The sequence below is a fragment of the Arthrobacter zhaoxinii genome, from assembly GCF_025244925.1.
Lineage (GTDB): Bacteria > Actinomycetota > Actinomycetes > Actinomycetales > Micrococcaceae > Arthrobacter_B > Arthrobacter_B zhaoxinii.
In genome coordinates this window covers 2872903-2894938 of the sequence record NZ_CP104275.1, presented here as the reverse complement: position 1 = coordinate 2894938, position 22036 = coordinate 2872903, and the positions used below count along the sequence as shown (strand labels likewise).

Here is a 22036-nt window from a genome sequence, read left to right as displayed (position 1 = left end):
AAAGCACCCGCCGGGCGCCGGTGTGCCCCCGTCCGGAGGCAGTTCTCCGCTTACCCCTGTCGGCTCCGGGCACCCCTGCCCCAAGCTTGGAGGTATGGCTGGTTCCGTTTCGGGGATCGATGGCCCCGCATCCGATGCAATGCTCTCTCTCGGCAGGTTCTTCACCCGGTGGGACGAAACGGGTGACGGCCGGGCCGTGTTCCGCGAAGGCGGCCGTGAGGGAGACGCCTTCTACCGGAACCGGTGGAGCCACGACAAAGTGGTGCGCTCCACCCACGGCGTGAACTGCACCGGGTCCTGTTCATGGAAGGTGTACGTCAAGGACGGGATCATCACCTGGGAGGCGCAGGAAACCGACTATCCCTCGGTGGGGCCGGACCGGCCGGAGTATGAGCCCCGCGGCTGCCCCCGCGGTGCGGCCTTTTCCTGGTACACCTATTCGCCCACCAGGGTCCGGTTCCCCTACATCCGCGGGGTGCTGCTGGAAATGTACCGGGAGGCCAGACGGCGTACGGGAGACCCGGTGCTGGCCTGGGAAGAGATTGTCCGCGACCCGCAGCGCCGCCGGACGTACCAGCAGGCCCGCGGCAAGGGCGGACTGGTGCGCTCCAGCTGGGCCGAAGCCCTGGAGATGACGGCCGCAGCGCACATTTCGACGATCAAGAACTACGGGCCGGACCGCTGTACGGGCTTCTCGCCGATTCCGGCGATGTCCATGGTGTCGCACGCGGCCGGAGCGCGGTTCATCAACCTCATCGGCGGGGTGATGAACAGCTTCTACGACTGGTATGCGGACCTCCCCGTGGCCAGCCCGCAGGTGTTCGGCGACCAGACGGACGTCCCGGAATCCGGAGACTGGTGGGATGCCACCTACCTGATGATGTGGGGGTCCAACATCCCGGTGACCCGCACCCCGGATGCGCACTGGATGGTGGAAGGGCGCTACCGCGGGACCAAGGTGGTCTCCGTCAGTCCCGACTATGCGGACAACACGAAGTTCGCGGATGAATGGCTGCCTGCCGCCGCCGGCTCCGACGGCGCGCTCGCCATGGCCATGGGACACGTGATCCTCAAGGAAAACTTCGTGGACCGGCGCGTGCCGTTCTTCGAAGGCTACGTGCTGCAGTACACCGACCTGCCGTTCCTCGTCACGCTCGAGGAGCGGGACGACGGCACCGTGGTGCCCGGGAAGTTCCTCACTGCCGCGGACCTGGGACGCCGCGAAGCCAAGGCCTCCGACTCCGCGTTCAAGACGGTCCTGCTGGACCGCGGTGCCGGCACCCCGGTAGTGCCCAACGGATCGGTGGGATTCCGGTACAACGAGGCCGACGCCGGCAAATGGAACCTGGACCTGCAGGGTGTGGTGCCGGCACTGTCCATCGCAGATGCCGCTACCGTCCGGCAGGGGACCAGCCGGGTGGACCTGCCCGCCTTTACGGACCCCGGAGGCGCGGGGTCCGTGCTGCGCCGCGGCGTGCCGGTGACCACCGTGGCGGGGAAAACCGTGACCACCGTGTTCGATCTGATGCTCGCCCAGTACGGACTCGGGCGGAACGGCCTGCCGGGGGACTGGTCGGCGGGCTACGACGACGCCGGCACCCCCTACACTCCGGCGTGGCAGCAGGAAATCACCAACGTGGCCCCGGAAGCAGTGATCCGCACGGCCCGGGACTTCGCAGCCAACGCGGAGAAATCGAACGGCCGGTCCATGATTATCCTCGGCGCCGGCATCTGCCAGTGGTACCACGGGGACGTGACCTACCGGGCCATCCTGGCGCTGCTGATGCTCTGCGGCTGCCAGGGCCGCAACGGCGGCGGCTGGGCCCACTACGTGGGCCAGGAAAAGTGCCGGCCCATCACCGGCTGGGCGGCCATGGCCTCGGCCGGGGACTGGAACCGGCCGCCGCGCTTCATGATCGGCACCGCGTTCTGGTACATGCATACCGACCAGTTCCGTTCCGACGGCTACTCCTCCGATTCGATGCAGTCACCCCTGGCCAGCGGACACCTGCGCGGACTGCACACCGCCGATGTCATCGCGAAGTCCACCCGGATGGGCTGGATGCCTTTCTTCCCCCAGTTCGATGCAAAGAACTCCCTCGACGTCGCCGACGAGGCGGCTGCCGGGGTGGCCCGGGGCGAGGCGACCGACGAGCCGGGGTGGGTGGCGCAGCAACTCAAGGACGGGCGGCTCCGGTTCGCCGTGGAGGACGTGGACGCCCCGGAAAACTGGCCGCGGACGCTGATCCTGTGGCGGTCGAATCTGCTGGGCTCCTCCGCCAAGGGGGAGGAGTATTTCCAGAAACACCTGCTCGGCACGCTGAACAATGTGATGGGTGCGGATCACAGCGAGTCCCGGCCGCACGACGTCGTCTGGCGCGACGAAGCACCGCAGGGCAAGCTCGACCTGCTGGTCTCCGCCGACTTCCGGATGACGAGCTCCACGCTGCTGTCCGACGTCGTGTTTCCCGCTGCCACCTGGTACGAGAAATACGACCTTTCCTCCACGGACATGCACCCCTACGTCCACGCGTTCACGCCCGCGATCCCGCCCCCGTGGGAAGCGAAGACGGATTACGATCTGTTCCGCCTGCTCTCGGAGGAGTTCTCCCGGCAGGCCGCGACGCATCTGGGCGTGCGAAAGGATCTGGTGGCCACGGCGCTGACCCATGACACTCCCGGGGAGATCGCGCAGCCCGGCGGGCACGCCCCGGACTGGAAGGGCACGGACATCCCCGCGGTCCCCGGAAAGAACCTGCCCTCCCTTGCCGTGGTGGAGCGGGACTATACGGCCATCGCCGAGAAGTTCGCCGCCGTCGGGCCGCTGGCGGACAAACTGGGATTCACCACCAAATACGTCAAGTACGACGTATCCCGGCCTTTGGCGCAGCTGGCCCGCAAGCACGGCGTCTTTGACCGGGGCGCGGCGGCGGGCCGCCCGGCGGTGGACACCGATGCGCGCATGGCCGAAGCGATCCTGCTGCTTTCCGGTACCACCAACGGGGAACTGGCACTGCAGGGTTTCCGGACCCTGGAGAAACGGACCGGCACGCCGCTGGCGGATCTGGCCGAGGGCGCCGAGGACCGGCAGATCACCTTCCGCGACACCCAGGACCGGCCGACGCCGGTGCTGACCTCCCCGGAATGGTCCGGCTCCGAGACCGGGGGCCGGCGCTACGCGCCGTTCACGATCAACATCGAACGGCTCAAACCCTTCCACACCCTCACCGGTCGGATGCATTTCTTCCTCGACCATGACTGGATCCTGGACATGGGCGAGGCCCTGCCGATCTACCGGCCGCCGCTGGACATGCACCGCCTGTTCGGTGAACCGCAGCTGGGCACCCGAGGGGAGCTCTCCGTGGCCGTGCGCTACCTGACCCCGCACAACAAGTGGTCCATCCACTCCGAATACCAGGACAACCTGCTGATGCTCTCCCTGTCCCGCGGCGGAACATCGGTATGGATGAGCCCGCAGGACGCCGCGCTGATCGAGGTATCGGACAACGAGTGGGTGGAATGCGTGTCCAACTCCGGGGTGCTGGTGGGCCGGGCGATTGTCAGCAGCCGGATGCCGGCCGGAGTGATTTACGTCTACCACGCGCAGGAACGCATCATCGACGTGCCCAAGTCCGAGGCCACCGGCCGGCGCGGCGGCATCCACAATTCGGTGACCCGGATCCTGGTCAAACCCACCCACATGATCGGCGGGTATGCCCAGCTGTCCTGGGCCTTCAACTATCTCGGCCCCACCGGCAACCAGCGGGACATTGTCTCCGTGGTGCGCAAACGTTCCCAGGAGGTGCAGTACTGATGCGGATCATGGCGCAGACAGCAATGGTGATGGCGCTGGACAAGTGCATCGGCTGCCACACCTGTTCGGTGACCTGCAAACAGGCCTGGACCAACCGGGCCGGCACCGAGTACGTGTGGTTCAACAACGTGGAAACCCGGCCGGGGCAGGGGTATCCGCGCAGGTACGAAGACCAGGAGCGGTGGAAGGGCGGCTGGGAGCTGAACAGCCGCGGCCGGCTGAAGCTCAAAGCCGGCGGGAGGCTGGCCAAGCTCTTCGGCATTTTTGCCAGCCCGGTCCAGCCGGAGCTGAACGACTACTACGAGCCCTGGACCTACGACTACGAAAACCTGATCAACGCACCGGCCGGCAACGACTTTCCGGTGGCCAAGCCCAAGTCCCTGATCACCGGCAAGGACATGAAAATCACCTGGTCGGCCAACTGGGACGATGACCTGGGCGGGTCCGAGCGGACCGGCGGGCAGGACCCGGTGCTGGAGAAGATGCGCCGGGACGCGGAGGAGAAGGTGAAGCTGGAATTCGATTCCACCTTCATGTTCTATCTGCCGAGGATCTGCGAGCACTGCCTGAATCCCTCCTGCATGGCCTCCTGCCCTTCGGGTGCAATCTACAAGCGCGAAGAGGACGGCATTGTGCTGGTGGACCAGGACCGCTGCCGGGGCTGGCGGCAGTGCATCACCGGCTGCCCGTACAAGAAGATGTACTTCAACCACCGCTCCGGCAAGGCGGAGAAGTGCACGTTCTGCTATCCGCGGATCGAGGTGGGCATCCCGACGGTCTGCGCCGAAACGTGTGTGGGCCGGCTGCGGTACATCGGGATTTTCCTGTACGACGCCGACCGGGTCACTGCCGCCGCATCCGTGCCCAACGAGCAGGACCTGTACGAGGCCCAGCTGGACCTGATGATGGACCCCAACGATCCGGAGGTCATTGCCGGCGCACGGGCCGAAGGCATCCCGGAGGACTGGCTGGACGCAGCCCGGCGCTCGCCGGTCTACGCCCTGGCCAAGGAAATGCGGGTGGCGCTGCCGCTGCACCCCGAATACCGGACGATGCCGATGGTCTGGTACGTGCCGCCGCTGTCCCCCATCGTGGACGTGCTGAAGGAGCAGGGGCACGACGGCGAAGCGGCGGAGAATCTCTTCGGCGCCATCGAGGCCCTGCGGATTCCGGTGGAATACCTCGCCGAACTGTTCACTGCCGGAGACACCGATCTGGTCACCGCAGTGCTGCGGAAGCTTGCCGCCATGCGCGCCTACATGCGGAACATCACCCTGGGCGATGAGCCTGACGAGCAGATTGCGGCCGACGTCGGTATGACCGGCGCGCAGATTGTTGCGATGTACCGGCTGATGGCCATTGCGAAGTACGAGGAGCGGTACGTGATTCCCGCCGCGCACGCGGAGGATGCGCACAACCTCGAGGAGATCGGCTGTTCGCTGGACGTGGAGGGCGGCCCCGGGATGGGACAGACAGGGGTTTTCGGTGAGGCTTCCGGGCGGCCGATGCCCGTGGCGGTGGAGAACTTCGAAGCCCTGCAGGCCCGGCAGCGCGGGGAGGACCCGACGGGCAACGGCAACCTGGGCGGGCGGGTGAACCTGCTCAACTGGGACGGGCGGGGCTCCCCCCAGGGGCTGTTTCCGGCCAATAACAACCGCGGCGCACCCGATGAGGGTGCCGGTGAGGGCCTGGGTGCGGGATACGACCAGGCAGAGGGCGACGGGCCTGGCTCGGATCAAGGCAGGGCGGATAAATGAGCCTGCTGGAGAAGCTGCTCGGCAAACCCGGGAAGGGCACCCTCGCGCCCGAGCCCTACGCCGATGCCCGGCCCGGCCGCAGCCGGGTGATCCGGCAGGCCGCGGCCCTGCTGCTCGAATACCCCGACGAGCAGCTGGTGGAGCTGATCCCGGGAATCCGCGCGGCCCTGGCCGAAGCCGGGGCGCCGGCCGGGGAGCTGGAACCTCTCTTCGCCTGGTTGTCGTCCCGGCCGCTGCCGGACGTGCAGGCGGCCTATGTGCAGGAATTCGACCTGTCCAAGCGGCACAGCCTGCACCTGACCTACTGGACCGACGGTGATACCCGGCGCCGGGGCGAGGCGCTCGCTGCCTTCAAGGAGATCTACCGCTCCCACGGCGTGCTGCCGGAAGGCACCGAGCTGCCGGACTACCTGCCCCTGGTGCTGGAATTCGCCGCCAAGGTGTCTCCGGAGGACGGGTACGAACTGCTGCAGCGCTACCGTCCGTCAGTGGAACTGCTCCGGCTGGCCCTGCGGGACGACAGCCTGCCCTACGAAGGCGTCCTGACCCTGGTCTGCTCCACCCTTCCCGGTGTTTCGCCCGAGACCCAGGCCGCCGTGATGCGAACGGCGGGCTACGGCCCGCCGACCGAAACCGTGGGCCTGGAACCGTACAGCTCACGGCTGCTCCCGGTGAGCGAAAGGAGCCACCCGTGACTGCCGTACCTGCGCCTCGGGACGTGCCGCCGCCGGGGGACGTGCAGGTGGGCGTGGACGACGTCATGCTGTGGGGAGTGCTGCCCTATCTGGTGCTGGCCATCCTGGTGCTCGGCTCCATCTGGCGGTACCGGTATGACCAGTTCGGCTGGACCACCCGGTCATCCCAGCTCTACGAGTCACGGCTGCTGCGCATCGCTTCCCCGCTCTTCCACTTCGGGATCCTGGCGGTGATTGTGGGGCATTTCGTCGGATTGGTGATTCCGAAAACCTGGATGGACGCGATCGGACTCAACGAGGACACCTACCATTTCTTCGCCCTGAGCGTGGGCATCCTGGCCGGCGTAGCCACGCTGGTGGGGATAGTGCTGTTGATTTACCGACGCCGGGCCACGGGCCCGGTCTTCATGGCCACCACCCGGAACGACAAGGGGATGTACATCTTCCTGCTGGCGGCGATCCTGACCGGACTGGCGACCACGGTCTTTTCCGTTTTCGACACGAACATCGTCAACTACCGGGACACCGTGGCGCCGTGGTTCCGTTCTGTCTTCATCCTGCAGCCCGACATCACGGGAATGACGGCTGCCTCCATGTCCTTCAAGATCCATACGGTCTTCGGGCTGGTGCTCTTTGCCCTCTGGCCCTTCACCCGCCTGGTCCATGCGTTTACCGCGCCCGTGCACTACCTGTTCCGGCCCTACATCGTCTACCGCTCACGGGGCCGGCGGCCGGTTCCGGGGTCGAGGACGCCCCGCGGCGGCTGGGACCCCGTGGGGACCCCCGATCGGGACCGTCCGGGCGGTCCTTAGGAACTGAATTCATCCGGCGGAAGGCAGGCAGCCCATGTCCACAGCATCTTCTCCTCCGGCCGCAGGCGCGGACCTCCGGTCCGGCCAGCTGCGGAACCTGATCGTGGCAACCATTGCCTCCACAGTGGGGTTCTGGGCCTGGACGATCATCGGGCCGCTCTCCAGCCGCTACGCCGCAGACATGGACCTGGGCGCCGGACAGACCTCGGTCCTTGTGGCCATGCCCATCCTGGTGGGCTCGGTGGCCCGGATCCCCGTCGGCGCCCTGACGGACCGCTACGGCGGCCGGGTCATGTTCACCGTGATCCTGGGCGTGACGGCGCCGCTGGTGCTGCTCACCGGAATCGTCGGCCAGCAGGGCAACTTCCCGTTCCTGGTGGTCATCGCGTTCTTCCTCGGCATCGCCGGGACCGTTTTCGCCATCGGCATCCCCTTCTGCTCCGCCTGGTACGAACGCAGTCGGAAGGGCTTCGCGACCGGGGTGTTCGGGGCCGGCATGGTGGGGACGGCCGTGTCGGCGTTCTTCACCCCGCGGCTGGTGGCCGCCGTCGGCTACATGGGCACCCACATCACCATCGCCGTCGTCGTCGCAGCCATGGCGGTGCTGAGCTGGCTGATCCTCCGTGAATCCCCGGCCTGGTCAAAACCCACGGAACCGGTGCTGCCGAAGATCACCCACGCCTTCACCCTGCGCGTCACCTGGCAGCTGTGCTTCCTGTACGGGGTGGTGTTCGGTGCGTTTGTGGCGTTCTCCAATTACCTGCCCACGTATCTGGGCAATGTCTACGATTACGACGCGACCGCGGCAGGAACCCGGACCGCAGGCTTCGCCGTGGCCGCTGTCATCGCCCGCCCGATCGGCGGAACCATCGCGGACAAGGTGGGGCCGAAGCTGGTCACGCTCGCGTCCTTTGCCGGCACGGCGGTCCTGGCCGTCATTGTTGCCCTCCGGCCCGAGGAGGAGGAGGTCTACGGCACGGCGTTCATCCTGATGGCCTTGTTCCTGGGGCTCGGCACCGGCGGAGTGTTCGCCTGGGTGGGCCGTGCCGCTCCGGCGAAGGACGTGGGTACCGTCGGCGGGATTATTGCCGCCGCCGGCGGGCTCGGCGGCTACTTCCCGCCGCTGGTCATGGGGGCAACCTATGATCCGGCGAACCGCAGCTATTTCGTGGGCCTCATGCTGCTCGCAGCCTTCGCCGCCGTCGCCCTGCTGCTGACCTTCACGGTGCGCAACGGCGGCCGGGTGGACACTCGCTCCGGTACCTGAGCCCTTGGCCTTCGGAGCCCGGCGGGTAGAGTCGGAGCATGGGTGCAACTGAACTGATTCTGGTCCGCCACGGCGAATCTGCCGGCAATGTGGCCGCTACCCGCGCCGACCGCGAGGGCGCCGAACGTATCGACCTTCCCTGGCGGGACCCCGATGTCCCGCTGAGCGCCGACGGCGAGCAGCAGGCGGCGGCGCTTGGCCGGTGGATTGCCGGGCTGCCTGCCGACGAGCTGCCCGATTCCGTCTGGTGCTCGCCCTACCTGCGGGCCCGGCAAACGGCCGAACTCGCGGGGCTTCCCGGCATCACCGGCGGCATGCGCGTCGATGAACGCTTTCGGGACCGGGAACTGGGGATCCTGGACCTGCTGACTTCCGCCGGCGTTGCGGCACGTTTCCCCGAGGAAGCCGAACGACGGTCCTGGCTGGGCAAATTCGCGTACCGGCCGCCGGGCGGCGAGTCATGGGCCGACGTCGCACTCCGGCTGCGCTCCGTGTTCCGTGACCTCGACGACGACGAAGACGGCAAAAGGGTGGCCGTGGTCTGCCACGACGCCGTGATCCTGCTGATCCGCTACGTGCTGGAACGGATGAGCGAGCAGGAACTGCTGGACACCGCAGCCGCGAACAGCGTGCGCAACGGCTCCGTGACCCGACTTGTGCGTCCGGACGGCACCGGGCCTTGGAAGCTGCACACCTTTAACAGCGTGCTCCACCTGCAGGACGGCGGAGCACCCGTAACCGAACATGCAGGAGAAACTGATGACATCCACCCCCGCTGAGCTTGTTACCCCCGCGCTGCTGCGCGGCTGGCGGCTCTCCACCGAGGCCTCCGGCAAGGAGGACCGCGGCACCGTGCTGGTGATCGGCGGAGCCCGCAGCACGCCGGGAGCGGTGATGCTGACCGGGCTTGCCGGGCTGCGCGTCGGCGCCGGCCGCCTGACCATGGCGCTGGCGGATTCGGCAGCTATCGCCGTCGCCGTGGCCATCCCCGAGTCCGGGGTGGTGGGACTGCCCGAGGAAGACGGGGGCATTGACGGCGGCGCGGCCGGCAAAGTGCTTGAATCCGAACTTTCAACGGCGTCAGCGGTGGTGATCGGCCCGGGCCTGGATGACGCCGAGCAGGCAGCAGCGCTCCTGCAGTCAGTGGTTCCGCTGCTCGGGGAGAAGACCCAGGTGGTACTGGATGCCTTTGCTCTCGGCGTGCTGCCCGGGCTGCCGGAACTTTACGATGCCCTGGCCGGACGGCTGGTCCTGACCCCGAACGGCGCCGAAATCCTGCGCCTCCTCGAGGACGAGGATGCCGACGAAGACTCCCTGGACCTGCCGAAAGCGTCCCTGGAAGTGGCCCGGAAATACTCCGCGGTGGTCAGCGCGCACAACGTCATTACCGCTCCCGACGGAAGGAGCTGGGAGGTGCCTGCCGGGAACTCCGGTCTGGGGACGTCGGGCTCCGGCGATGTCCTGGCCGGTGCGGTGGGCGGATTCCTGGCCCGCGGGGCGACGCCCGAACAGGCGGCCTGCTGGGGCACGTACCTGCATGCCGTCAGCGGGGACCGGCTCTCCGCCTCGCGGGGTCCGCTCAGCTTCCTGGCACGGGAACTGCTCGAAGCGATGCCGCCGGTGATCGCGGAGCTGAACTAGCACAGGGTGTAACCCGGGGGAATGGCCCATATCCTGAGGTGATGACTGCCAACGAATACCGGACCGGCCCCTCGGGGCGCCCTGCGGCGCAGATCCCCTGGCTTTCCTACCGTTACACCCGGCGCGACGCCGTGGCAGCGGGCTTCTACGTAGTGTTCCTGCTGGTCCTGAGCTTTGCGCCCGGACTTGTCATGCCTGTCCTGGTGATGCTGGTTCCGGATCCGGTGGCCGCCGCCTACGTCCTGAACCTGGCGTTTTACGGGGTTGCCGGCCTGCTGGCCTTTGTCGCGGCCCGGCCCTATGTGGTGCGGGAAACGAAGATCCTTGCCACGCGGCCGGTGCTGTCCCTGTCCCTGATTCCTGTCGGCGTCATCGCTATGCTCATTGTCACCATGATCGGGGCACTGCTGACCGGACAGGTCGAAACGGCGGTAAACCAGGAAGCCGTAGAGGGATTCGTGGGATCCGTGTCGCCCTGGCTGGTGGTACCTCTGCTGGTGGTGCTGGCGCCCTTTGTCGAGGAGTACATTTTCCGGCACCTGCTGATCGGCAAACTCAGCCGGTACTGGAACCTCTGGGGCTGCTGCATCCTGTCGGTCCTGCTGTTCGCCTCCATCCACATTGTGGGCAAGGAATCCCTGTCCCTTCCGGTGCTGATGCCCTACCTGGCGATGGGTGCCACTCTCGTGGGCATCTACGTCTGGGCCGGCAACAACTTCATGCTGTCCTACGGCGTGCACGCCGCGAAGAACCTGCTGGGTGTCATCCTCATTTACACCGTGCCGCCGGAGCTGCTGCAGCAGTAGCTGCCGTCTCGGCCGGCGCCGACAGGGCTGGCTCCGCCCCGGAATCCGTCGGAATTCCAGGGCGGGGCAGCAGCTAGGAGCCGGCTTTTTCAATCCGCTCAGTTTCCGGTGCCCGAACCAGGGAGCCGTTGCAGGGAACCACCCGTTCCGGCCGGGCCAAGTAGAAAAAAGAGCTCCGGGCATCGGAATCGAATCCGCCCGGCACCATCAGGGTGGAATAACGCTGGCACCACTGCGGGGTGTCGACGGCGGCCGCGAGCGCGGTGGCGACGGCCCCGACATTGTGGAACCACATCAGCTGCTGGGTGCCTTCGGACACCAGATAGATGAGGTCCAGCTGCGGATCGGCCGTGACTTCGACGTCCGACCACTGCTCCCACCCCTCGAGGCGGCGGGCGTGGATCCAATGGATGTTGTGCCCCGGGGCGAAGCCGCTGCAGTTGCTGAGGCCGGATTTGCTGACACTGGAAATGCTCACAGTGGGTTCCTTTGCAGGTTGTCCTTGCCTGCGACGAATGACGCAGGCCGCTTCGTCATCCGAACCACCCGCCGAACAGTGGGGTTGGTGTGGGGCCAGTCGGAGCTTTTGTGCCCGGGGGTGCCGGGCGAAGGCCACATCTCGTGAAGCTGAAAACTACTCTAGCGGAGGCCACTGACATTTCGACAGTGGGCTGTTTCCGAGGTGCGCTGGGTGGGCGTGCGTCGTGTGGGTGGGCGCCGGGCGGACCGGAACGGCGGCAACGAAAATCCCTGCTCGCAGAGCTCGCAAGGATTATTAAAGCCGCCTAACCCGGCCCGTCCGGCACTCCCGTTCGCACCTGCACCTCGCCTTCCGCCCGGCGCAGGACAGGGGACAGCTGCACACCAAAGGTGACTAAGGCTTATTTTCTCGTCCCCAATAGCTACGTGCATCTGGGCCGACCACAGCATAGTCACTGCTTCCGAGGAAGCGTTCCTGCGCGTATGGGGTATTGGCGGCGACAGTTGAATACCAAACCTTCAAGTCTCTTCGCTTGCGGCGCAGGTCCCGAGGACGGGACTCATGAATATATATTCCGCCCAGTGCGACCGCCTTGCTGATGGTCAAGGATGCCCCGCTGGGGAGGCCGGGACCGTAATAGAGCATCCAATCTGCAACGGTCAGAACATCCTGCAGAGTCTCCGGGGGTGCTTCCCATGCCCATTCTGCAGCTGCTTCCTCACCGTAGGAACGGAGGTCTGCAACGATCGATATCCGCGAAGTGCTGAGTGGCACTGGTCGTCTTTTCGGGTGGTACATCGCTATGGGAGACGGAGCCCTCGAGGGACCACGATGCAACGGTACCCGCCGCCTGGTGGACGGTGACGGACGCACGAAGGGGCCTGGAGAAGGCGGCTTTAATATTCTCCGCGAGCTCTGCGAGCGGGGAATTTCGTTGCCGCCGGATCCAGGCCCCGAAGGGTGCCAAGGTTCCTTACCGCCAGCCGGCCCCCGGAGCCACAAGCTTCACGATGCTCTCCAACAGATGCGCGTTGTAGTCCACGCCCAGCTGGTTCGGCACGGTCACCAGGACGGTATCGGCCTCCTGCACCGCAGCGTCGGCGGCCAGCTCGGCGGCAATAACGTCCGGTTCGCCGATGTAGCTCTTCCCGAACCGGGCCAGTCCGCCGTCGAGGTGCCCCACCTGGTCCCGGCCCTCGGCCTGCGCCCGCACCCCGAAGTAGTGCCGGTCCTGCCCGGTGACCAGCGGAATGATGCTGCGGCTGACGGACACCCGCGGGGTGCCCTGATGTCCGGCGTCCGCCCAGGCCTTCCGGTACACCGCTATCTGCTCAGCCTGCAGCTGATCGAACGGCACGCCGGTGTCCTCGGTCAGGAGGGTGGAGCTCATCAGGTTCATGCCCTGTTCGCCGGTCCACTTGGCGGTGGCCCGGGTTCCGGAACCCCACCAGATACGCTCCGGCAGACCGGGGGAGAGGGGATCGACGGCCATGGCGCCGGTGCTGCCGGTCATTGCCGGATCTGCCTGTGCCACGCCGGCTCCGGCGATGGCTGCCCGGAAGACTTCCGTGTGCTGGCGGGCCATCTCGGCGTCGGAGAAATCCGGCCCGGGCACGTAACCGAAGGACTCATATCCGCGCAGGGCGGGCTCGGGGGATCCCCGGCTGATGCCGAGCTGCAGCCTGCCCTCGCTGATCAGATCGGCGGCGGCAGCATCTTCGGCCATCCCGATCGGATTCATGTAACGCATATCAATCACGCCCGTACCCAGCTCGATCCTGCTGGTCCGCGCAGCCATGGCCGCCAGCAGCGGGAACGGTGCGGAGAACTGCGGAGCGAAATGGTGGACCCGAAGGTACGCGCCGTCGACGCCGATCTCTTCCGCCGCCACGGTTAGCTCGACCTGCTGGCGCAGCGCGTCCCCGGCGGAAGGGGTCAGGGACCCGATGGCATTCCGGTAATGTCCGAAGGACAGGAACCCTATTTTCTTCATAAAAGCTCCAGCGCCTGAGGGGCCGGCAGTATTCCCGCCCACATGCGCCGAACCAGTGAAAGGATACAGCTTCAGTGCATATCACCATGATCCCGGGCTATCAGGGCTCGCCGCCGGAGCAGTGGCAGAGCCGCTGGGAGGCGGACCTGCCGGACGTCACCCGCATAGCGCCGTCGTCGTGGGATGAACCCGAACTGGAGGACTGGATGGCAGCGCTGGACCGGGCAGCCGGAGCCCGGAACGGGCAGACAGTCCTGGTGGCCCACAGCCTGGGCTGCCTTGCTGCGGCCGAGTGGCTGCTGCGGAACCCCGACGGCGCCCGCGGGGTTTTCCTGGTCAGCCCGCCGGATCCCGTTGCCGCATCGTTTCCGCAGGCCGCCGCAACATTCCGGAATCCGCGGCTGCAGGAGCTGCCCGTGCCCGGCCTGCTGATTGCCAGCGAGAGCGATCCGTACTGTGCTCTCCCGGCGGCAGAGGCCATCGCCGCCGCCTGGAAACTGCCCGTCATCAACGCCGGCGAGCTCGCCCACATCAACGAAAAGAGCGGAGTCGGCTACTGGGAACAGGGCCGCGACCTGCTCACCGCGTTCACCGCAGGGCTGGGGGAACCGGCCGCCATCGGATAAGAATGGGCACATGGACCTTCCCGTGATGCCCCCGGTTGCCCCGATGCTGGCCAAATCCGTCAGCGCCCTGCCCCGCGGGGACTACCTGTACGAACCCAAATGGGACGGATTCCGGTCCATCATTTTCCGGGACGGCGACGACGTCGAGATCGGCTCCCGGAACGAGAAGCCGATGACGCGGTACTTCCCCGAACTCGTCGACGCCCTTCGGCAGAACCTGCCGGAGCGGTGCGTGCTGGACGGCGAGATCGTTATGGTGGCCCCGGACGGCAAACGGCTGGACTTCGAACTGCTGCAGCAGCGGATTCATCCCGCCGCCAGCCGGGTGAAACTGCTCGCGGAGGAAACCCCGGTCCGGTTCGTGGCCTTCGACCTGCTGGCCCTGGGCGACGTCGACTACCGGGACCGGCCGTTCTCCGAACGCCGGGAGGCCCTGGTCGAGGCGTTGAAAACGGCGCAGGCACCGGTGTCCGTCACCGCAGCCACCGACGACGCCGACCTGGCGCAGGACTGGTTCGGCCGTTTTGAGGGTGCGGGCCTGGACGGCGTGGTGGCCAAACCCCTGGCCGGCCCGTACGCACCGAACAAGCGCACCATGGCCAAGCTCAAGCACGAACGCACGGCGGACTGCGTGCTCGCCGGCTACCGGGTCCACAAGTCCGGCCCCGATCTGATCGGCTCCCTGCTGCTGGGGCTCTATAACGACGACGGCGTGCTGGTGAATGTGGGCGCGGCTAGTTCGTTCTCCATGGACCGCCGTCGGGAGCTGTTCGAGGAACTCCAGCCGCTGGTCGCCGTCGAGGACGGACATCCCTGGGCCGAGGGGGAGCAGGAGAACGGGACCCGCACCCCGCGCAACTCCGAGGGCAGCCGCTGGAGCGGTAAGAAGGACTTCTCGTTTGTGCCGCTGCGCCCCGAACGGGTGGTGGAGGTCCGCTACGACCACATGGAGGGGGAGCGGTTCCGCCATGTGGCCCAGTTTTCCCGCTGGCGGCAGGACCGCACGCCCGAATCCTGCACTTATGAGCAGCTGGAGGAACCGGTGAAGTTCGATCTGGCGGAGGTGCTCGGCAGCTAGCGGAAGTTTTCCGGCGGGGCTAGGCAGGGCAGCACTTCGATGCCTAGCATTTTTTGGCAGCATCTCCGGTCCGCGGGACCGGCGGCCGCGGACACCCGCCCACAAGGAGCCGAAGATGATCCAGGAAGCCGACCTCGAAACCCTCCGCAAGGTTGTCCACGGCCCGCTGAACAGTCCCGGGGAACCCGGGTACGCCGACGACACCGCCGGCTTCAACCCCTCGGTGATCCAGCGTCCCGATGCGGTGCTCGGTGCAGCCGCCGTCGAGGATGTACAGAACGCCGTCCGCTGGGCAGCTGAGCGCGGCATTCCTGTCGGGATCCAGGCGACCGGCCACGGTGCCGCGGCCGCGATGGACGAGGGCCTGCTGATCAACACGTCCCGGCTGCAGGACCTGGCGGTGGACCCCGACGCCGGCACGGTCACCGTGGGTGCCGGTGTCCGCTGGCGCGCGGTGCTGGAGGAGACCGTGCTGCTCGGGCTTACCGGCCCGCATGGCTCCTCCGGAACGGTAGGAGTGGCGGGTTACGCGTCAGGCGGAGGGTTGCCGCTGATGGGCCGGGCGCTGGGATTCGCCAGCGACCATGTGCAGGCGATCGATGTTGTGACTCCCGACGGCAGCCTGAGGCACCTCGAGGCAGGCAGTGCCGAAGACGCCGGGCTGTTCGCGGCGCTGCGCGGCGGCAAGGGCAATTTCGGCGTCATCACGTCCATGACGCTCGGGTTGACCCCGTTCCAAGAATTTTACGGCGGCGGCATCATGTACCCGGAAGATGCCGGCACGGAGGCCCTGGCTGCGTTCCGCGCCTGGACACCCCAGCTGCCGACGGATGTTTCAGCGTCCCTGGCGTTCCTGCACCTGCCGGATGTCCCGTTCCTGCCTGAGGAACTGCGCGGTACCTCGCCGGTGCACCTGCGGTTCGCGGTGTTCGGCAGCCGGGAAGAGGGCGACACTCTGCTGGAACCCATGCGGCATGTATCCGCGCCCTTCATGGATACCGCCGGACCGATGGACTACGGGGCGGTAGGCAGCATCCACATGGATCCGGACGAACCGGTGCCCAGCCTGGACCGCGGGACCCTGCTGGCCGAGCTGCCCGATGAACTGGCGGCCGGTTTGCTGGGCCAGGTGGGGCCGGGATCGCATACGCCGCTGATGATGACGGAACTCCGGTTGATGGGCGGATCACTGGCCCTGGATCCTCCGTTCGAGGATGCTGTGTCCGGCCGGGAAGCAGCCTACAACCTCTACTCCGTGGGACTCAATGTTCCGCCGGCTGCGGACGTCACAGCAGCAGCCCTGGATCGGCTCGACGTCGTCGTCGGCCCCTACACAGCGGGTGCGCTGATCAACCTTCGCGGACCGGCACGCACGGCGGCGGGCGCCCAGCCTGCGTGGGATCCGGAGGTTTTCGGGCGGCTGCAGGCAGCCAAGGCCGCCTACGATCCGCAGAACCTCTTCCGGTTCGGCCACACGGTTCCGCTGCCGGTCTAGCGCCGTCCGCGGCAGCCGGCTCCGAACTCGCTGCCCGCGTCCTCGAGGATGGCGGCGGTGTAACCCTCGCGGTACCCCGTTTCCGTGGGGTGTAGGTCGAACTGGCCGCCCTCGAAGATGATCCAGGAATCGGCGGAACCGACACCGTGCCCGGCGAACTCGTCCACGACATCCACGAACACTCCGCTGTCCGGAACCTGACCGGCGATGACCGCGTTCAAGGCATCGGTTCCCTCGTTCAGGAGGGTCTGCCCCTCGGTACTGATCGGTCCGGGGGTTCCGGCTTCAAACAGGTGCGGATACCCGGTCACCACCAGGGTTGCCTTCGGAGCCAGTTCAGTGATGCGGGCAAACTCCGCTGCCAGCTGCGGTGCCAGGACGGTCTGTGCATAGGCGACAGCGGAGTCGATGGCCGGGGCACAGGTGGCCGGCAGCTGCGGCCCGGCACAGGCGAGGATCACGGAAACGAACCGGACGTCATCGCCGCCGATGGTCACCGTGACGGTGTCCGTCCTTCGATTCAGCAGACCCCGGGCAGCGGCGTCGTCGATCTGCTCGGGAAGGTCCACCGGCGCGTCGAGCGGGGTTGGAAGGGCAGTGGCGCCCGAACAGGTGACATTACCGTCCAGCTCCACCCGGTCCAGGGTATCCAGAAGCGCGGGGTAGCCCTGCGCGGTGCGGCCGCAGGTGTCCAGCACGGGGCCGCCGCCGAAGCCGGAGGCATAGGAGTCACCGAACGCCACGTAGTCGACCCTGCCGTTCCCCTTGCCATGCCCGCCGCCGTGCTCGTGACCGCCGGGTTTGCCGCCGTGCCCGTGGCCGTCGCGGTGCTCAAGGGAATGCCCGCTGCGGGAATCAGGTCCATGGGCGCCGCCGGCGCTCGCCGGGACAGCGCCTCCGGCCAGGAGGGCGGCGGTAGTCAGGGTCAGGACAGCCAGACGGCGGAGAGGCAGCGGTTTGGGGCTCATCATCGTGCTCCTTGGCGGGGGTACTGCAAACGTTCGAGGGCACGAGTCTGTCGCAGCGGATTTTCCGCGGCAACCGCAGACCCGGCTATTGGGTGCAGGGGGAGGATTTCAGCCTCAGCGAGACGGGTGTGTTCCTCCTTGCTTTCGGCTACGCTGGCGATATACCGACCGCATGGTCAGTAATCCGACGGGCAAGGATGCCTGCCGGAGGACGGCTGCGGTTTCTCCCCGTTTCGAAAGGTACCGAAATGACGGCAACCGCCATCGACGTCGAAACCGTTCCCAGCTACGTCAGGGACGCCTGGTGGATGCCGGATCCCGCCGGCGCCCGCGGCGCCGAGGTGCATGATGCCAGCACCGGCGAACTGCTGGCCCTGGTCAGCAGCGAAGGCCTGGACACCGCCGCCGCCGTCGAACATGCCAGGACCGTGGGCCAGGCCGAACTGGGGAAGTCCACCTTCCACCAGCGGGCGCTGCTGCTCAAGGAACTCGCCATGCACCTCAATGCACAGCGCGAGGAGCTGTACGCCGTCTCCGCCCGCAGCGGCGCCACCCGGACCGATTCCCTGGTGGACATTGACGGCGGGATCGGCGTTCTGTTTGCCTACGGCTCCAAGGGCCGCCGCGAACTGCCGAACTCCACCGTGATCATCGACGGCGCCGTGGAGCAGCTCGCTAAGGACGGCTCGTTCCTCGGCGAGCACATCTACACCCGCATTCCCGGCGTCGCCGTACAGATCAACGCCTTCAACTTTCCGGTCTGGGGCATGCTGGAAAAACTGGCCCCGGCGTTCCTCGCCGGAGTGCCCAGCATCGTCAAGCCCGCCAGCCCCACCGGATACATCACGGCAGCGGCCGTGCGGATGATCGTGGACTCGGGCATCCTCCCGGCCGGATCCCTGCAGCTGATCTCCGGCTCCGCGCGGGACCTCCCGGACCACCTCGACTACCGGGATATGGTCTCCTTCACCGGTTCGGCTTCGACCGCCGAACGCCTGCGTGCGCATCCGCAGATCGCCGTCGGAGGTGTCCGCTTCACTGCCGAGACTGATTCCCTGAATGCCGCCATTCTGGGTCCGGACGCCGTTCCCGGCACCCCCGAGTTCGACGCCTTCATCCGCTCCCTGGTCACCGAAATCACGGCCAAGGCCGGCCAGAAATGCACCGCCATCCGCCGGGCCATCGTCCCTGCCGGGCTGGTCGATGAAGTGGTTGCCGCCGCCGCGGACCGCATCCGTGCGCGCGTGGTCCTGGGCGATCCCCGCGCCGGGAACGTGACCATGGGCGCCCTCGCCTCCCGGGAACAGCTCGACGGCGTCCGGGAAGCGGTGCAGCGGATGCTGGCTGCCGGCGCGCAGCTGGCGCTGGGGTCCCTGGAGGCTCCCGACGTCGTCCGTGCCGACGGAAGCACGGGACCTGCAGGGGGCGGTGCCTTTATGGAGCCGCTGCTGCTTTCCTGGCCGGACAGCGACGCCGATGCCCTGCACAGCATCGAGGCCTTCGGACCCGTGGCCTCGGTGGTCGGCTACACCGACGTCGCCGATGCCGTCCGGCTGGCCGCCCGCGGCGGAGGTTCGCTGGTCGCCACGGTCTGCACCAATGACCCGGATACCGCCCGGGAGATCCTCACCGGCATCGCCGGACACCACGGACGCGTGCTGATCCTGAACCGTGAAGACGCCCGGAGTTCCACGGGCCACGGGTCACCGGTGCCGCACCTGGTGCACGGCGGGCCGGGCCGCGCCGGCGGTGGCGAGGAGCTGGGCGGCATCCGTGCGGTGCGGCACTACATGCAGCGGACCGCGGTGCAGGGTTCACCGAATATGCTCACCGCCCTCACCGGTATCTGGCATTCGGGGGGGGACCGCCGGTTCGACGCCGGCCATCCGTTCCGCAAACCGCTCAGTGAGCTGCGGGTGGGTGACGCCGTGCGGTCGGACCTGAGGGAAGTGACCCTTGAGGACATCGCTGCCTTTGCGGAGACGACGGGGGACACGTTCTACGCCCACACGGACGCTGCAGCCGCGGAGGCGAATCCGTTCTTCCCGGGCATCGTGGCGCACGGCTACCTGCTGCTGTCCTGGGGTGCGGGCCTGTTCGTGGATCCCGCACCGGGGCCGGTGCTGGCCAACTACGGGCTGGAGAACCTGCGGTTCCTCACTCCGGTGGCAGCCGGGGACTCCATCCGCGTCACTTTGACCGCCAAGAAGATCACGCCGCGTGAAACGGACGAGTACGGCGAGGTGGCCTGGGATGCCGTGCTGACCAACCAGAACGACGAACTGGTGGCCACCTACGACGTGCTGACCCTGGTGGAGAAGTAAGTCCCGGAGGCGGCAGGGCTAGGAGGTCGGGCTAGGCATTCCGCTTCCGGTAGGCCTGCATCTTTGTGCGGGCGCCGCAGATATCCATGGCGCACCAGGTTCCGCCCCGGTTGCGGGAAGTATCGAAGAAGACCCAGCGGCAGACATCCCGCCGGCACGCTTTCAGGCGCTGAAGCTGGGCCGGATCGGCATGGACGAGGACCGCTCCGATCCGGGCGAGTGCCTCGCGGACGGCAGTCCGGGGCACGGGTTCGACGCGCGGGATCCCTCCGGAAAGCACGACCCGAACGGGAAGCTGCTCCAGGGCACGGTCCAGGCGCTGCAGGCCGACGACGACGCCGGGAGCCGGCGCGCCGTGCGGGGCTCCGCCGTCGTCGTGCGTGCCCTCGCTGTCCCCGCCGTCGTGGTGCGCAGCCTCGCTGTCCCCGCCGTCGTGGTGCGCAGCCTCGCTGTACCCGCCGTCGTGGTGCGTGAGGAAGAGGGAGCGCAGCCCCTCCCGAAGATCGATCGCCAGGGCAAGATCCTCATCAGTAGCCTGCGTGCCTGCCCCGACAAGCCCATAGCCGGACAGCCATGCGGCCAGTCCGCCGGGGCTGTCCAGGGCGTCCTTTCCGGCTTCCCGGTCAGCAGTATTGACGAACATCTGGAGGAGCCGCAGAGGAGCAGGGGCCGGTGCGCGCCCGCCCGGCTCCGGGTATCCGCTGTCCGCGGGAACGTTTTGTTCCGAACTGTTACCACTCATAGTTGATTGCCGGTAACGTGTGCCGGAGCAGCGGAAAAGGACGAGTTGGCAGGGGACCCAGCGATGCACTCATCAACTCGATTGTGGATGGCTCGTCGTCCCAACGGCCAGGCTCGATTCCACGTCGCAGCGGGTCTCCATATCCGGCACATGCCTTCATTATTGCCCGTCACGCCCGCAGCCGCCGCACAGTCGATGGTCGCGGCGTGAAGGACCCAAGCTGGGTGCTGCTGCGCACCGACCGCAGTTTCCGCCGCTACTGGCTGGGGCAGGGCGCTGCCAGTGCCGGGGCCCAGGTCACGGGTATCGCTCTTCCGCTGGTGACGGCGATCGCCCTCGATGCCGGCCCGGCGGCGGTCAGCCTTGTAGCCGCGGCCGGCACCCTGCCGTACCTGCTGTTCTCGCTGCTGGCCGGCCATCTCCTGCAGGGGCGGGACCAGCGGCGCTCCATGGTGGCGGCCGATCTTGCCCAGGTCGTCCTCCTGGCCCAGATCCCGCTTGCCTGGGCCGGAGGATGGCTCAGTGTCCCCCTGCTCGCAGCCATTACCTTCCTTAGTGGCTGCTGTGCGCTCGTTTTCGGGCTGTCCGCCTTTGCCTTTGTACCCGCGCTCGTTGCGGATCAGGACCTCGCGCCGGCTAACCGTGCCGTCCAGGCCACCCGGACCGTCACGGAGATCAGCGGCCCGGGACTGGCCGGTCTGCTGGTCGCGGCGGTGGGTGCTCCCGGCGCCTTGATTGCCACCATGCTTGGGCACCTGGCTTCCGCTGCGGGAGTAGCCTCGAGCCGCCCGCGGGAACAACGTTCCCTTGCGGCGGCTCCGGCGTCGGGGGCCTCGATGCCTGCGGGGAAGGAGAACCGGAACCCGGTTCCGGAGAAGCGGCCCACCCTCCTCACCGGACTGCGGATCCTGTTCGGTGACCGCCACCTGCGCGCCTTGACCGTCCATGCGGCGACCTATAACGCGGCGGAACAGATCCTGATGCTGAACCTGATTCTCTGGGCGGTGCAACAGCAGGATGTTGGTGTTGGCGCCTATGGTCTGGCCCTGGCCGGAGCCGGCATCGGCGGTCTGCTCGGGACACTGACTGCGCTCCACCTGGCCGACAAGGCAGGCCTTGGGCCGGCCTTCGCCGTTTCACTGCTGCTGTCCTGTGCGGTACCGCTGCTGCTGCCGGTCTGGCCGGTCACCGGGTGGACTCTGGCAGCTGTCATTGCTGGGGTCATGCTGCTGCGGGGCATAGGGGAGGGCAACGCCAATATCTACTCCCTGACGATGCGTCAGCAGCTCATTCCGCGGGAGGAGCTCACGCGATCCGCCGGTGCCTATACCCAGGTGATGTACGGCTCCATTCCGCTGGGAGCCCTGCTGGCCGGCGTCGTCGGCGAAACACTGGGGGTTCGCGCCGGGGTCCTGATTGGGGCCGCAGGGCTGGTGCTCTCTGCCCTGCCGATGCTCACCCCGGCGTTCCTGCGGCTCCGCACCATCCCCGTCCCGGCCGCCGCCTAACCTCCCGGCCTGCGGGGGCGGGCCTAGGG

Annotated in this window: 17 protein-coding genes and 1 riboswitch; of the genes, 13 read left to right on the top strand and 4 right to left on the bottom strand. The window is 67.4% G+C overall.

What is annotated here, in order from left to right; translation table 11 throughout:
* Nucleotides 1–94 precede the first annotated feature (94 nt).
* The 8 genes from N2K95_RS13475 to N2K95_RS13440 all read left to right on the top strand — a co-directional run bounded on the left by N2K95_RS13475 (nucleotide 95) and on the right by N2K95_RS13440 (nucleotide 10792).
* Nucleotides 95–3814 (top strand): nitrate reductase subunit alpha, encoded by a 3720-nt coding sequence (locus N2K95_RS13475; RefSeq protein ID WP_260651941.1) that lies wholly within the window; start codon nucleotides 95–97, stop codon nucleotides 3812–3814.
* Nucleotides 3814–5571, top strand: a complete 1758-nt coding sequence (narH, locus tag N2K95_RS13470; RefSeq protein ID WP_260651940.1) for a nitrate reductase subunit beta — start codon at nucleotides 3814–3816, stop codon at nucleotides 5569–5571. The genes N2K95_RS13475 and narH overlap by 1 nt, the downstream gene beginning before the upstream one ends.
* Nucleotides 5568–6266, top strand: a complete 699-nt coding sequence (gene narJ / locus N2K95_RS13465; protein WP_255790748.1) for a nitrate reductase molybdenum cofactor assembly chaperone — start codon at nucleotides 5568–5570, stop codon at nucleotides 6264–6266. Before narH ends, narJ begins: the two co-directional genes overlap by 4 nt.
* Nucleotides 6267–6331: 65 nt before the next feature.
* Nucleotides 6332–7078 (top strand): respiratory nitrate reductase subunit gamma, encoded by a 747-nt coding sequence (gene narI / locus N2K95_RS13460; RefSeq protein WP_260653815.1) that lies wholly within the window; start codon nucleotides 6332–6334, stop codon nucleotides 7076–7078.
* 34 nt (nucleotides 7079–7112) lie between these two features.
* Nucleotides 7113–8345, top strand: a complete 1233-nt coding sequence (locus N2K95_RS13455; RefSeq protein WP_260651939.1) for an MFS transporter — start codon at nucleotides 7113–7115, stop codon at nucleotides 8343–8345.
* 38 nt (nucleotides 8346–8383) lie between these two features.
* On the top strand, nucleotides 8384–9124 hold the full coding sequence (locus N2K95_RS13450) for a histidine phosphatase family protein (protein ID WP_260651938.1): 741 nt from the start codon (nucleotides 8384–8386) through the stop codon (nucleotides 9122–9124).
* The gene (locus N2K95_RS13445) at nucleotides 9105–9986 is read left to right on the top strand and encodes an NAD(P)H-hydrate dehydratase (RefSeq protein WP_255790744.1); all 882 of its coding nucleotides are present in this window, start codon (nucleotides 9105–9107) and stop codon (nucleotides 9984–9986) included. The genes N2K95_RS13450 and N2K95_RS13445 overlap by 20 nt, the downstream gene beginning before the upstream one ends.
* A 41-nt stretch (nucleotides 9987–10027) precedes the next feature.
* On the top strand, nucleotides 10028–10792 hold the full coding sequence (locus N2K95_RS13440) for a CPBP family intramembrane glutamic endopeptidase (protein WP_260651937.1): 765 nt from the start codon (nucleotides 10028–10030) through the stop codon (nucleotides 10790–10792).
* 73 nt (nucleotides 10793–10865) lie between these two features.
* Here N2K95_RS13440 and N2K95_RS13435 read toward each other — a convergent pair whose 3' ends face one another.
* Nucleotides 10866–11270 carry a hypothetical protein gene (locus tag N2K95_RS13435; protein WP_260651936.1) on the bottom strand — a complete coding sequence of 135 codons (405 nt, stop codon included), beginning with the start codon at nucleotides 11268–11270 and terminating at the stop codon, nucleotides 10866–10868.
* Nucleotides 11271–11285: 15 nt separating this feature from the next.
* Nucleotides 11286–11419: riboswitch (SAM riboswitch) on the bottom strand.
* Between the two features lie 827 nt (nucleotides 11420–12246).
* Entirely contained in the window at nucleotides 12247–13266 is a 1020-nt protein-coding gene (locus tag N2K95_RS13430) for an LLM class flavin-dependent oxidoreductase (protein WP_260651935.1), read from the bottom strand.
* A gap of 74 nt (nucleotides 13267–13340) precedes the next feature.
* Here N2K95_RS13430 and N2K95_RS13425 point away from each other — a divergent pair, with 74 nt between their 5' ends.
* The 3 genes from N2K95_RS13425 to N2K95_RS13415 all read left to right on the top strand — a co-directional run bounded on the left by N2K95_RS13425 (nucleotide 13341) and on the right by N2K95_RS13415 (nucleotide 16465).
* Complete coding sequence (locus N2K95_RS13425; protein WP_260651934.1) at nucleotides 13341–13892, top strand: RBBP9/YdeN family alpha/beta hydrolase; 552 nt, start codon at nucleotides 13341–13343, stop codon at nucleotides 13890–13892.
* A 10-nt stretch (nucleotides 13893–13902) separates the two neighbouring features.
* Nucleotides 13903–14970, top strand: a complete 1068-nt coding sequence (locus N2K95_RS13420) for an ATP-dependent DNA ligase (RefSeq protein ID WP_260651933.1) — start codon at nucleotides 13903–13905, stop codon at nucleotides 14968–14970.
* Between the two features lie 115 nt (nucleotides 14971–15085).
* Nucleotides 15086–16465: an FAD-binding oxidoreductase gene (locus N2K95_RS13415; RefSeq protein WP_260651932.1), complete on the top strand. Its 1380-nt coding sequence runs from the start codon at nucleotides 15086–15088 to the stop codon at nucleotides 16463–16465.
* Here N2K95_RS13415 and N2K95_RS13410 read toward each other — a convergent pair.
* Nucleotides 16462–17433, bottom strand: a complete 972-nt coding sequence (locus N2K95_RS13410) for an SGNH/GDSL hydrolase family protein (RefSeq protein ID WP_260651931.1) — start codon at nucleotides 17431–17433, stop codon at nucleotides 16462–16464. The genes N2K95_RS13415 and N2K95_RS13410 overlap by 4 nt on opposite strands.
* A gap of 248 nt (nucleotides 17434–17681) precedes the next feature.
* On the opposite strand from N2K95_RS13410, the gene paaZ reads away from it, so the two are divergent.
* Complete coding sequence (paaZ, locus tag N2K95_RS13405) at nucleotides 17682–19757, top strand: phenylacetic acid degradation bifunctional protein PaaZ (protein ID WP_260651930.1); 2076 nt, start codon at nucleotides 17682–17684, stop codon at nucleotides 19755–19757.
* 31 nt (nucleotides 19758–19788) lie between these two features.
* On the opposite strand, the gene N2K95_RS13400 is transcribed toward paaZ, so the two are convergent.
* Nucleotides 19789–20499 (bottom strand): CGNR zinc finger domain-containing protein, encoded by a 711-nt coding sequence (locus N2K95_RS13400; RefSeq protein WP_260651929.1) that lies wholly within the window; start codon nucleotides 20497–20499, stop codon nucleotides 19789–19791.
* Nucleotides 20500–20705: 206 nt separating this feature from the next.
* Between N2K95_RS13400 and N2K95_RS13395 the strand changes: the two genes are divergently transcribed.
* Nucleotides 20706–22007 carry an MFS transporter gene (locus N2K95_RS13395; RefSeq protein WP_260651928.1) on the top strand — a complete coding sequence of 434 codons (1302 nt, stop codon included), beginning with the start codon at nucleotides 20706–20708 and terminating at the stop codon, nucleotides 22005–22007.
* Nucleotides 22008–22036 lie beyond the last annotated feature (29 nt).